The following is an 11,985-nucleotide window of genomic DNA, read 5'->3' on the forward strand; positions in this document are numbered from 1 at the left end:
GGCTGCGCACCGTGCTGTCCCGTATAGTGATGGCTTGATTTTGAGCGCAGGATTGCCCATGGATTACCGGAACCGCATCGCCGACTATCTTCGTCAATGGTCATTGCAGGCCGATGGTGTACCCGTGCACACGCACGGCGCATGCCTGCTGCCCGTGCTGCGTGGCGGCCAGCCGGCCATGCTGAAACTGTCGGCGGGTGGCGACGAGGGGCGCGCCGGCGCCGTGCTGCGCTGGTGGGATGGCGAGGGTGCCGTGCGCGTGCTGGCCGCGGCCTTGGACGATGACGTCCTGCTGCTCGAGCGGGCGCCGGGTTCCCGTGCGCTGGACGCGCTGGCGCACGCGGGGGAGGCGGGCGACGCGGCCGCCACCGGCATCCTGTGCGCCGTGGCGGCACGCCTGCATGCGCCGCGGCCCATGGCGCCGGCGCTGCCTGCCTTGTCCGGCTGCTTTGCCGCGCTGGCTACCGCCGCCGTGCACGGCGGCGTGTTTTCCGCCTGCCACGCGGTGGCGCAGGATTTGCTGGCGGCGCCGCAGGACAGCGTCGTGCTGCATGGCGACCTGCATCACGGCAACGTGCTCGATGGCGGCGCGCGCGGCTGGCTGGCCATCGATCCGAAAGGCTATGTTGGGGAGCGGGGCTTCGATTTCGCCAATATCCTGTGCAACCCGGATGCCGCGCTGGCCACTGCGCCTGGCCGGCTGCAGCGGCAGGTGAGCGTGATCGCCGGTGAGGCACGCCTTGATCCGGCGCGCCTCTTGGCGTGGGTCGCCGCGTGGGCCGGCCTGTCGGCGGCATGGCACCTGGAGGATGGCACGCCGCCGCAGACGGCGCTGGCGGTAGCCGCCATTGCGCTGGGCGCCTTGCGGGCGTGACGTCGCCTAAGGCAGGCTGTCGGGCTGGCGCAGGATGCGCCGTATCTCCAGAATCGCCTGCGGACTTTCCTGCACGCTGTGCCACGAGGGGATGACTTTTTCCGACTGCGCGCCATCGAGGTGGGCGCTGGCGTAGGGCACCACGCCGTCGCTCGACTCAAGCAGGGGCAGCTCCGGCGTGTCGTTGCCCATGATCGAGTAGTAGCGCACTTTCGGGCTGATGGGCAGGTCCGCCACCAGGCGCACGAACGGGTCCTTGTCGCTGAGGTTATCGATGCTGTTGGGGATGCGCAGCGGTTCGCTGCTGCCCGTGTCGAGCTGCGCCAGGCTGCCGGCGGCGTCCGATAACTGGTCGAGCATGGTGATGGGCAGCGTCACGAGGTTGGCGATCCAGCGCGCCACCTTGTGGTTGGCGAACGAGGTGCCGCGGTGCGGCGCGGCGATGAAGATGGCGCGGTTCACCTGCGGCATGGCCGTGAAATCGAGGTAGGGCTGCAGCCCGGCGCGCACTTTCTCGGCCTTCTTGCCCTTCAAATTGTATTCTTCCGTGATGGCGTCGAGCAGGGTGTTGCTGGCGTCCGAGACCATCAGGCGCGCCAGTACGCCGCCCATGCTGTGGCCGATCAAGACCATGTCGTTCGCGGCGGCGGCCTTGGCCGACGGGTCGAAATGCGCCAGGGTGGCTTCCAGCGCCTTGCGGATGGCGACGTTGTTGGCGGCCAGCGGCGCGTTGCTGGGGTAATACACCTGCCAGATCTGGTAGCGGCGGCGCAGCTGCTCGTCGCCCATCAGTTCATTTGCCACGTTGATCCACGCTTCAGGGCTGCTGGCCAGGCCATGCAGCATGACGATGGTGCGCTTACTCGGGTCGTACGGCTGCATCAGGTGCACCTGCGGGCGCGAAATGCCGTCGGCGCGGCCGAACAGCGTGCGCAGCGCCTGCACGCCGAAGCTGGAACGGGCCAACCACAAGCCATAGCCGGCCGTGAAGTTGGCTGCGACAGGCAGTTCCTGGCCCGCCATGCGCGTCGCTTCGCTGCGCGTCGGGTCGACCAGCATCACCATCAGCTGCTGCGTGGCCAGCACCTCCTGCAGGCTGTTGCCGTCGAAGCGGATCAGCGCCGTGACGACGGGAAAACGCGTTTCCTGGTATGGCACATACTCGCCTTTCGGTGCCTGTGGCTTGGGCATGACGGCCACCAGGTCGGCACCGAAGCCGTCGCGCCGGTAGACATTGCGCAGGCCGGAAAACGACAGCGAGGTGGCCGGCAGCAGTTCGTCGGGCAGGGTGCCGTCTTCGGGCAGGCGCAGCGCCGACAGTTCGCTGTCGATTTCCCAGCCGGCGGCGCGGATCACGTGGCCGTCCGGCCGGTATTCGCCGCGGTGGCGGAACAGGTTGCCGACTGCTTTTTGCACGGCGTAGTTATAGTAGTCGCGGATCTGCGTCTGGCGCTCCTCGAAGGCGCGCTGGCCCGGCGTGCGCGTCGTGTAGAACAGGTAGGCGTAGGCGTAGCGGGCCGATTCCAGCCAGGCGGCCAGCAGTTCGGCGCTCGGGCGGCCGAGCTGTTTTTCTTCCGCCAGCGCGCTTTCCAGCCACAGTTCGGACAAGGTCGCCAGGCGCTGCTCGTCGCTGAGCAGCTCGGAACGGGCCAGGTCGGCGCGGCAGCTGCCCGTATTGGCTTCGCAGGCGGCGATGTCGCTGCCGATGATGCGCAGCACCTCGCTGGCCGAGGCACTGAGTTTGCCCGTGGTGAGGATGTCGCCGCGCCGCTGTTGCAGGTAGTCGGCCGGCGAAATGGCGCTGACGGTGACGGCGGCGCAGCCGCTCAGGAGCGCCGCGGCGCACAGCAGGGCGCATACGCGCAGACGCCGCATCAGCATGGGCGCGCGTCCTAGAACGAGTAGACCAGCGTCAGCGAGGTCTGCGTATCCGTGTTCTTCTTGTCGTCGGGCACGCGCGTGTCGTTGCGGGCGCTGAAGGCCGCCTTCATCTGCATGGTGCCGTTGATCTTGGTGCTGAGGGCCGTCTCGGCGATCGAGTGGGTGTTCGAGGTGCCCCGTTCGACGCTGATCGTTTGCGTAAACATCGCCGACTGGCTGATTTTCCACTTCATGGCGGCCGCGCCGCGCACCGTCAGGCCGTGTTCCGATTCGCCCGCGTCATTGGTGCCGCTGAAATAGCCAGGACCGATTTCCACGTCGACGCTCTTGTCGTTCGACTGGTACCAGCGCGAGCCATGACCGACGGCCAGGGTCGAGTATTTGGTGTAAGCGCCAAACTTGTCGTTGACGTGCGAGGCCAGCACGAACAGTTTTTCGTGGTCGGCCATCAGCTTGTAGGCGGCCTTGGCGGAGGCGGAAAAGCGCTCGGCCGAGCGTTCGCGCACCTTCTTGCCGTCGTCGTCGGTGGTTTCGTCTTCCTTGAAGTAGCCGCTGAAGATGTACTGGTTGCTCCAGTCGTCGAGCTCCTGGCGCGCGTCGATCTTGCCCGTGACGGAGGTGCCGACCGTGTTGCCCGAGGTGGTGATGGCGCCCAGCTCGGCCGAGGTGCTCCAGCTGCCGATGGCGATTTCGTCAAACAGCATGCTTTGCTTGGTGTCCTTGGCGGCAGCGGCGCCGCAGGTGATGGCCATGGCCAGCGCCAGTGCGAGAGAGGGGGTCGATTTCATGGCTGTATTTGTCTGTGGCGCGCGCCAGCGTGGCGGCGAGCCTTTTGTTCGTTAGTGGCGATGGTGTCGATGCAGGCCGCGGCAAACCTGGCGCCGCCGGTAAAACATGCGCACATGCGCGCGCGGGCGCGGCCATACATTGTCGAGGCTGTATTGTACCCGACCCTGCCATCGGCCGCCGCACGCGCGCAGCGCCGCACTGGAACGGCGATGGCGGGGCGCCTTGCCAGGCTGATATGCGCCTGGTGCGCGCCGCCGCCGGCCACGCAGGGTGCCTGCGCGCGGGGCTGGCAAGTGGCGCGCGCCTGGCGTATGCTGCGCGTATCTGCCGCCCCGATTTTTACAAGGAACCACTGTGCGCTGCCTGGTCATCGAAGACGAAGCTGAAACTTCCCGCTACATTTGTGCCGGCCTGCGCGAGGCGGGCCACGACATCACGGCCTGCGACAACGGCATCGACGGCATGCGCCTGGCCTGCGGCGAGGACTGGGATGCGCTGGTGCTGGACCGCCTGCTGCCCGGCGAAATCGATGGCCTGGCCATTGTCGCGCGCCTGCGCGGCATGGGCCGCAACACGCCCGTGCTGGTGCTGTCGGCCCTGTCCAGCGTCGACGAGCGCGTGCGCGGCCTGCGCAGCGGCGGTGACGACTACCTGTCGAAACCGTTCGCCATTGCCGAACTGCTGGCGCGCATCGAGGCGCTGCTGCGCCGCGCCGCGCCCGTGCCCGAGTCGACGCAGCTGCAGGTGGCCGACCTGGTGCTCGACATGCGCACCATGCGCGTGACGCGCGCCAACCGCCAGATCGCCCTGCAGCCGCGCGAATTTCGCCTGCTGGAATACCTGATGCGCCATCAAGGCCAGTCCGTCACCCGCGCCATGCTGCTCGAAGCCGTGTGGGACTACCACTTCGACCCGCAGACGAATGTCATCGACGTGCAGGTGAGCCGGTTGCGCACCAAGGTCGACAAGGAATTCACGCCGCCGCTGATCCACACGGTGCGCGGCGTCGGCTATACCCTGGGCGTGCTCGATAGTGCGTAGCCTGCACCGTTCGATCGCGGCGCGCCTGGCGCTCGGCTATGGCGTGCTGGTGGCGCTGTCGATCGCCGTCGTCTGCGGCCTGTTCTATTTCGGCACCATCGGCGTGCTTGATCGCAGCGTGGACCGCAAGCTGGTGCTGCTGTCCGAGCGCCTGGCCGCGTTGTACCGGCCGGAGGACGCCAGCCGCACGGCGGCGGAAATCGCCCATCTGCTGACCGACCGCACCGACAGCGACACGGAAATCTTCCTGCTGGTGGGCGCCGATGGCCATCGCGTGGCAGGCAACCTGTCGGCCTGGCCCGACACCGCCAGTCCCGTGGGCCAGCTGCTGCACCGCGACGTCACGCGCGAAGGCCGGCGCGTCCCGGCGCGCCTGCTGATCCGCGACCTCGATGGCGGCGCGCGCCTGTTCGTCGGGCGCGACATGGAGGAGGGCGAATCGATCCGCACCCTGGTACTGCGTTCGCTGGCCTTCGGCGGCGGCGTCGCCGTCCTGCTGGCCGTGGCGGGCGCCTGGCTGTTCCGGCGCCAGCTCGAGGCGCGCATCGGCCAGATACGCCGCACGGCGGCCGAGATCGAGGCAGGGGACCTGAGCCGGCGCATTCCCGTCTCCAGCGAAGATGAATTCGGCTTGCTGAGCCGCGACATCAACCGCATGCTCGACCGCATCGAACACCTGATGGATGGCGTGCGCCATGTGTCGAACGCCATCGCGCACGACTTGCGCACGCCACTGGGACGCATCCGCAACAAGCTCGATGGCGCCCTGCGCCAGCAGCAGAGCGTGGCCGCGTATGCCGGCGCGGCGCAGGCGGCCATCGACGATATCGACGACCTGACGCGCGTGTTCGACAAGCTGCTGCAGATCGCGGCGGCCGAATCGGGCATGCGTCCCGAGAATTTCGATGACATCGACCTGCAGCAGATCGGCGCCGACATCGTGGAAATGTACGAAGCGACGGCCGACGAGCAGGGCGTGCTGCTGGTGCAGATGTATGGCGACGGCGTGCCGGCGCGCGGCGACCGCAACCTGCTGGGCAGCGCACTGGCCAGCCTGGTCGATAACGCCATCAAGTACGCGGGACCGGGCGCCACGGTGGAAGTGTCGGCCGGCAGCGATGCGCAGGGCAGCTGGCTGGCCGTGCGCGACAACGGCCCCGGTGTGCCGCCGGAAGAGCTGCCGAAGCTGACGCAGCGCTTTTATCGCCTCGACAAGAGCCGGCATTTGCCCGGCAATGGCCTGGGCCTGTCCATCGTGGCCGCCATCGCCGTCCTGCATGGCGGCAGCCTGGAGATCGAGGACGCGGCACCGGGATTGCGGCTGAGGCTACGCCTCGTCTAAACGCGGGGCTGGATCACGGCCACAGGTTTATAAGCCTGCGGATGTGCTCGAAGGTTTGCTGCGCGGCATGCCGGGCTTTTCGGCCGGCATCTTGTTGTTTTACTACCGCAGGCAAGCCTGGATATTCGCTTATTCTGCGGCACTGTCCCTGGCCGTCCTGCTTGCCCGCAAGGGGCAGAGCGTCGACCTGATGCTGGATGTCGTCGCGATCATGGCCCTGTTTCCGGCGCTGCTGCGGCTGCTGGCCGCCATCCGTCCGCGTATCCTGGAAGAGAAATGTCGGCCTTCCTCGGCGATATTTCCTATGCGGTTTATTTACTGCATGTGCCCCTGGGCCCGATACTGATCAATCCCTTGCTGCGCCTGATACCGGGTGCCGGCCTGGCGCCGTGATCCCCCTGCGGCACATTACCAACTTGTAACCCCCTTTGTTTTCGCTCCCACCTATCATCCGCTCTACCCGGCGTAGAGCGGCTGCGTGCGCGCAGCCGCCTGTTCCGGGCTGCCCGCGGTGCGCCGCGGATTGCCTGTCCCGATCCGTCGTAGAGCCGTTCCATGCATACTTTTACCGTCAGCGGGGAATCCGCCGCAGCGCAGCAGCAGGCAGCGCGCCAGCATGGCCACCGCATCAAGGCCGCGCTGGGGGCGCTGGTGTTTCCCGTGCAGCGCGCGCGCTGGCACGCCTTCATCGCAGAAACGCCGGGCCTGGCGGCGCTGGCGCAAGCCCATCCCAGTCTGCTGTACAAGATCTACCGTCCGTATGCGAGCCGCCAGTTCGGCTGCGCGGCGCGCGTGGACCTGCTGCGCGGGCATTACCGCTTCCTGTGGCAGGCGGGCGCGCGGCCGCTGGTGGAATATGCGGCGCGCCGCCCGCTCGTGCTGGCCGCCATCGAGGGCAAGGATGGCGCCATCTACCGCCTGCAGCTGACGGCCATCCACGACAGCCACCGCGAGGGCGACCTGTGCCTGCGCCTGACGTGCGACGGCGTCTCGCTGTACCTGGCCAGCTTCCTGTTCCGGCCCCAGCCCGGCGGCGTCGCCATCGCGCTGGGTGCGCTGCAGGGCTTGCGCGCGCAGGCGGGTGCGCAGGCCGTGCGCGACGCGACGCGGGCGCTGCACGGCTGCCGGCCGAAAAATCTGATGGTGGCCGCCTTGCGCGACCTGGGCGACTTTTTCGGCTGCGAGCATGTGAGCCTGGTCAGCAACGCCAACCGCATCGCGCTGAACTGGCGCCGGCGCCGCCACATCAGCTGCGATTACGACCAGGCGTGGCAGGAGCTGCATGCGCAGCCCGCCGGCGACGGCAATTACCGCCTGCCGTGCGCCCCTTGCCGGATGCCGGAGCTGGACCAGGTGCCGTCGAAAAAACGCGCCGATGCGCGCCGCCGCGGCGCCATGCTGGTGCGGCTGGCGGCAGACATGCGCTGGCAACTGACCGCCATGCTCGATGCCCAATGAGGCAGCAAGCCCGCGTTTCTTGACCTGGGCGGCATTTTTGCCGGGCGACCGGGCGCAATCGGCGCGATCGGCGTATACTTACCGGCGTTCTCAACCTGAAGCCAGTCACCCCATGCCAGCACAATTCCCCACTTTGCGTATGCGCCGCCTGCGCGCGACCCCGCAACTGCGCGAGCTGTTCCGCGAAACCGAGATCAACCCGCGCGACCTGGTTCTGCCGATCTTCGTCGACGAAGGCGCCAGCGATTTCATCGACATCACGTCCATGCCCGGCGTGCGCCGCATCCCCGAGGCGAAGCTGGCGCAGGAAGTCGAGCGCTATGCGCGCGCCGGCCTGCGTTCCGTCATGACCTTCGGCATTTCGCACCACAAGGACAGCCACGGCACGGACACCCTGAACCCGGACGGCCTGGTGGCGCGCATGTCGCGCATCATCAAGGACGCCGTGCCCGAGATGGTGGTCATGTCCGACACCTGCTTCTGCGAATACACGGACCACGGCCATTGCGGCATCCTGCATGGCGACACGGTGGACAATGACAGCACCGTGCTGAACCTGGGCAAGCAGGCCGTCATCGCCGCCCAGGCGGGCGCCGACATCATCGCCCCATCGGCGGCCATGGATGGCCAGGTGGCGGCCATCCGCAGCGCGCTCGACGCGGCCGGCTTCCACGACACGCCCGTGATGGCGTATTCGACCAAGTTCGCCTCCGGCCTGTACGGCCCGTTCCGCGACGCGGCCGGCAGCACCCTGAAGGGCGACCGCAAGACCTACCAGATGGATCCGATGAACCGCCGCGAAGCGGTGCGCGAATCGCTGATCGACGAAGCGGAGGGCGCCGACGCCCTGATGGTGAAACCGGCCGGAGCCTACCTGGACATCATCCGCGACCTGCGCGAAGTGACGCGCCTGCCGATCGGCGCCTACCAGGTCAGCGGCGAGTACGCGATGATCAAGTTCGCCGCGCAGGCGGGCGCCATCGACGAGCGCCGCGTGGTGCAGGAAACCCTGGGCGCCATCAAGCGCGCGGGCGCGGACATGATCTTCACGTATTTCGCGATGGATGTGCTGAACAATCCGTACTAAGCAAACCAGGGGCAGGGCAGCCGCCTTTTCAGCTATCATGCGCGCTGCCCAATCCGAAGCTGCGATTTGTCGCCGTTAGTCTATCCATGCCCCTGAAAATCTCCCGCATCCTGCACGCCGGCTATGTCTTCGAGTGCGAAGGCACGGCCATCGCCTTCGACCCCATCGTCGAAAACCCGTTCAGCCGCAATTGCCACGCATTCCCCTCCGTGCGTTTCGACCTCGATGCGGTGCGCCGGCTGCGCTGGGATGCCGTCTTCATCTCGCATTTCCACGACGACCACTGCTCGCTCGACAGCCTCGATGCGCTCGACCGCGCCACGCCCATCTACCTGTACTGCGTCTTCGACGAACTGTTCGCCATGCTGCGCGCGCTCGGTTTTACCGCCGTCGAGCGCCTGCACGTGGATGCGCCAGTGCGCGTGGGCGCCATCGAGGTGATACCGCGCCGGGCGCTGGACGACGATGTCGACTCGCTGTTCCAGGTGCGCGCCGCCGGCTTGAACGTGCTCAACGTCGTCGATTCCTGGATCGGTCCGGAGACCCTGGCGCAACTGGCCGCGTTCGCGCCATGGGACATGGTGCTGTGGCCCTTCCAGACCATGCGCGAGATTGCCGTCATCGCGCCATCGCAGGCGGCGCGGGGCCAGGTGGAACTGCCCGACGACTGGGTGCCGCAGCTGCGCGCGCTGGCGCCCCGTTACCTCGTGCCCAGCTCCTGCCAGTTCGTGCAGGAAGACTGGTCGTGGTACAACCACGCGATGTTCCCCATCACGTACGCCCGGTTTGCGCGGGAGATCGGCGCCGCGCTGCCGGGGGCGCACATCTTCCGGCTCGACCCGTCGACGGCCGTGCTGCTCGACGCGCAAGGATTGACCGCTGCGGCGCCGCTGCCCTGGGTCATCCCGGTGGGGCCGCAGGACGTGGATTTCGACTACCGTCCGGAGGCGCCGCCGCCCGCCACGGCGGACATCGCGCGCCATTTCGCGCCCCTCGATGCCGAGGATACGGCGCTGGTGCTCGACTTTTGCCGCCATGGCCTGCTTGAGCGCTACCGCTACATGGAGCTGCCCGAGGACAGCTACTTCCAGCAGCCGCGCCTGTGGCGGCTGTCGCTGTACGGCCACGACGGCGCGGCCACGGTCCTGCATTACCGCACGCATGGCGACTTGATCGACCTCGTGCCCGATACCGGTGAAGCGCCCGGCTGGACGACGCAAGTGCCGCTGGTGAAATGCCATGCGGCGCTGGTGCTGGGCGAATCGCTGACGTCGATGTACATGCGCATCAACGATGGCGCTTTCGACGCCGCCACGCAGGCCGAACTGAGGGATGCCGACCTCGTCGACGATCCCCTGATCCGCTGCCTGTTCAACGACGCCATCGGCGCCTACCAGGCGGCGCAGCTGAAACGCCTGCTGGCCCGCTGAAGAAAACGCGGCGACAGGGTAAGATAGCTGTTTCTGACTTTGATCTGGAAAGACACCATGGCACACGACAATGAAACCGCAATCCTGGCCGGCGGCTGCTTCTGGGGCGTGCAGGACTTGCTGCGCCGCTATCCGGGCGTGCTGGCCACGCGCGTCGGCTACAGCGGCGGCGACGTGGCCAACGCTACCTACCGCAACCACGGCACGCATGCGGAAGCCATCGAAATCATCTTCGACCCGCAAGCCATCAGCTACCGCAAGATCCTCGAATTCTTCTTCCAGATCCACGACCCCAGCACGCCGGAGCGCCAGGGCAACGACCGCGGCAGCAGCTACCGTTCGGCCATCTTTTACACGAGCGACGAGCAACGGCGCGTGGCCGAAGAGACCATCCGCGACGTCGACGCGTCGGGCCTGTGGCCGGGCAAGGTGGTGACGGAAGTGGCGCCGGCCGGCCCGTTCTGGGAAGCGGAGCCCGAGCACCAGGATTACCTGCAGCGCTTGCCGCACGGCTATACCTGCCACTACATCCGCCCGGACTGGGTCTTGCCGCAGCGTGCGCAGTAAGCGCGCGGGGCAGGGGAGACGGCGATGCGCTATTGGCGGGTGGAGCGGCGGCAGGCGGAAGGGCAGCTGGACCTGGGGCGCGCCCTGGACCTGGTGGCGGCCATCGGCCATGCCGACGTGAATGCCATGGCGGGCGCCATCCTGAAGACGGTCGGCACGGCCGCGCCGATCGCCCAGTGCACGATCTTCGCGTATGAATTCGGCAACCGGCCGCGCACGGTGGCCGTGGCGGACCGGCGCGGCGGGCGCTTCCTGCAGGATATCGCGGACAGCTACGCCCGCCACTACTACGCGCTCGACGGCAACCAGAGCGTCATCGCCCCTGCCGTCCAGCCGAAAATCGACCCCGCCATCGTGCTGCACCAGCAAGCGAGCGACGAGATCCGCCATCCCGGCTACCGCGCCGCCTGCTACCAGCGGCCGAATGTGTCGGACCGGCTGTCCTTGCTGGTGCAGCCGGCCAGCGATATCTGGCTGTCCGTCAATTTTTACCGCGACAGTAGCCAGGGCAAGTTCCAGCCCGGCGAAATCGCCGGCATCGAAGCCCTGTCGCCGCTGTTTGCATATGTGGCCAGGCACCACTACAGCTTGAACGGCCAGCCGGCGCAGGGCGTCGCGCCCATGATGCTGGCCCGGCTGCGCCAGCATGGCCCGCAATTGAGCAAGCGCGAACTCGATGTCCTGCGCGGCGTGCTCGAAGGACTGACGGCCGTGGAGATTGCCGAGACCATGGGCGTGCAGCCGGCAAGCGTCATCACCTACCAGAAGCGCGCGTACAAGCGCCTGGGCATTGCCAGCCAGCGACAATTGTTTGCGCTATGTCTAGGCCCGCAAGCGGCATAGATGCTAGCGCTGCCTGGTTGCCGGGGCCTGCATAAAATAGCTGAAATTCAAGGTGATAATGTGCGCGTATTGATACGGGAATACGGCCTATGCTGCTTGCAGAGTGTTGATGCGTTGAAACAAAACAACCGTCGGCAAGGCTGATAGCCAGCGCCTGTCGCAGCCCGCGATCTCCTGTTTCCCTGGCTCAGGAACCACCCCGAAGGAGTTCATTGTGTCCACATCTGAATTGAATGCGGTAGAACACGTGTATTTGATCGCCGGCAATCTCGGCCTGCCAGGCGCACCCATCCTGAATCTGGCCCTGTTCTACAACCCCGACGATGGCACGGTCAGCGGCGAAGCCCTGATCACGCAGTCGATCGCGCCTCCGCACGGCCGCGTGGTGATCCGCCCCGTCAGCGGACCCGTGCATGGCCTGGGCGTGGGGAAAACCACGCGCGTCTTCAGCCTGCGCGGCGAATATGTCGTGTCCGTGCCGCCACCGGCCATCGGCAGCTACCTGGTACAGTTCGAAGCGACGTTTGCCACCGACAACAACTGGAGCGGCCACGGCTCCTTTATCTATGACCAGCAAAAGGTCGATAACGTGCCGATCAAGAAACGCGGCTAAGCACGCCGCCCGACGGCATCGGGCCATGAGGGCGGCAGCCCGCGCGGGCCGCCGCCGTTG

At 67.0% G+C, this 11,985-nt stretch carries 12 protein-coding genes; 10 read left to right on the forward strand and 2 right to left on the reverse strand.

Annotated features, from left to right (window positions below; translation table 11 throughout):
* Nucleotides 1-58: 58 nt before the first annotated feature.
* Nucleotides 59-874 carry an aminoglycoside phosphotransferase family protein gene (locus tag AC1RDJ_RS06170; RefSeq protein ID WP_493026935.1) on the forward strand — a complete coding sequence of 272 codons (816 nt, stop codon included), beginning with the start codon at nucleotides 59-61 and terminating at the stop codon, nucleotides 872-874.
* 6 nt (nucleotides 875-880) lie between these two features.
* Here the strand turns inward: AC1RDJ_RS06170 and AC1RDJ_RS06175 are convergent, their stop codons facing one another.
* The gene (locus AC1RDJ_RS06175; RefSeq protein ID WP_493026937.1) at nucleotides 881-2,755 is read right to left on the reverse strand and encodes an esterase/lipase family protein; all 1,875 of its coding nucleotides are present in this window, start codon (nucleotides 2,753-2,755) and stop codon (nucleotides 881-883) included.
* Nucleotides 2,756-2,766: 11 nt separating this feature from the next.
* Nucleotides 2,767-3,543 (reverse strand): DUF481 domain-containing protein, encoded by a 777-nt coding sequence (locus AC1RDJ_RS06180; protein WP_071323411.1) that lies wholly within the window; start codon nucleotides 3,541-3,543, stop codon nucleotides 2,767-2,769.
* A 355-nt stretch (nucleotides 3,544-3,898) separates the two neighbouring features.
* Here AC1RDJ_RS06180 and AC1RDJ_RS06185 point away from each other — a divergent pair, with 355 nt between their 5' ends.
* From AC1RDJ_RS06185 to AC1RDJ_RS06225, 9 genes are all read left to right on the forward strand, one after another.
* Nucleotides 3,899-4,585 (forward strand): winged helix-turn-helix domain-containing protein, encoded by a 687-nt coding sequence (locus AC1RDJ_RS06185; protein ID WP_071323412.1) that lies wholly within the window; start codon nucleotides 3,899-3,901, stop codon nucleotides 4,583-4,585.
* On the forward strand, nucleotides 4,578-5,927 hold the full coding sequence (locus AC1RDJ_RS06190; protein WP_071323413.1) for a sensor histidine kinase: 1,350 nt from the start codon (nucleotides 4,578-4,580) through the stop codon (nucleotides 5,925-5,927). Before AC1RDJ_RS06185 ends, AC1RDJ_RS06190 begins: the two co-directional genes overlap by 8 nt.
* Before the next feature lie 43 nt (nucleotides 5,928-5,970).
* Entirely contained in the window at nucleotides 5,971-6,273 is a 303-nt protein-coding gene (locus AC1RDJ_RS06195; protein ID WP_493026938.1) for a hypothetical protein, read from the forward strand.
* A 209-nt stretch (nucleotides 6,274-6,482) separates the two neighbouring features.
* On the forward strand, nucleotides 6,483-7,385 hold the full coding sequence (locus AC1RDJ_RS06200) for a VirK/YbjX family protein (RefSeq protein ID WP_493026939.1): 903 nt from the start codon (nucleotides 6,483-6,485) through the stop codon (nucleotides 7,383-7,385).
* A 112-nt stretch (nucleotides 7,386-7,497) separates the two neighbouring features.
* Nucleotides 7,498-8,472 (forward strand): porphobilinogen synthase, encoded by a 975-nt coding sequence (hemB, locus tag AC1RDJ_RS06205; RefSeq protein WP_493026940.1) that lies wholly within the window; start codon nucleotides 7,498-7,500, stop codon nucleotides 8,470-8,472.
* Nucleotides 8,473-8,558: 86 nt separating this feature from the next.
* Nucleotides 8,559-9,902: an MBL fold metallo-hydrolase gene (locus AC1RDJ_RS06210; RefSeq protein WP_493026942.1), complete on the forward strand. Its 1,344-nt coding sequence runs from the start codon at nucleotides 8,559-8,561 to the stop codon at nucleotides 9,900-9,902.
* 57 nt (nucleotides 9,903-9,959) lie between these two features.
* Nucleotides 9,960-10,469 carry a peptide-methionine (S)-S-oxide reductase MsrA gene (gene msrA, locus AC1RDJ_RS06215; RefSeq protein ID WP_071323419.1) on the forward strand — a complete coding sequence of 170 codons (510 nt, stop codon included), beginning with the start codon at nucleotides 9,960-9,962 and terminating at the stop codon, nucleotides 10,467-10,469.
* A 24-nt stretch (nucleotides 10,470-10,493) separates the two neighbouring features.
* Nucleotides 10,494-11,312 carry a helix-turn-helix domain-containing protein gene (locus AC1RDJ_RS06220; protein WP_493026944.1) on the forward strand — a complete coding sequence of 273 codons (819 nt, stop codon included), beginning with the start codon at nucleotides 10,494-10,496 and terminating at the stop codon, nucleotides 11,310-11,312.
* 214 nt (nucleotides 11,313-11,526) lie between these two features.
* A complete protein-coding gene (locus tag AC1RDJ_RS06225; RefSeq protein WP_493026945.1) occupies nucleotides 11,527-11,925 on the forward strand; it encodes a DUF1842 domain-containing protein in 399 nt (132 codons plus the stop codon).
* Nucleotides 11,926-11,985 lie beyond the last annotated feature (60 nt).

The sequence above is a fragment of the Janthinobacterium sp. GW822-FHT07H10 genome, from assembly GCF_058798675.1.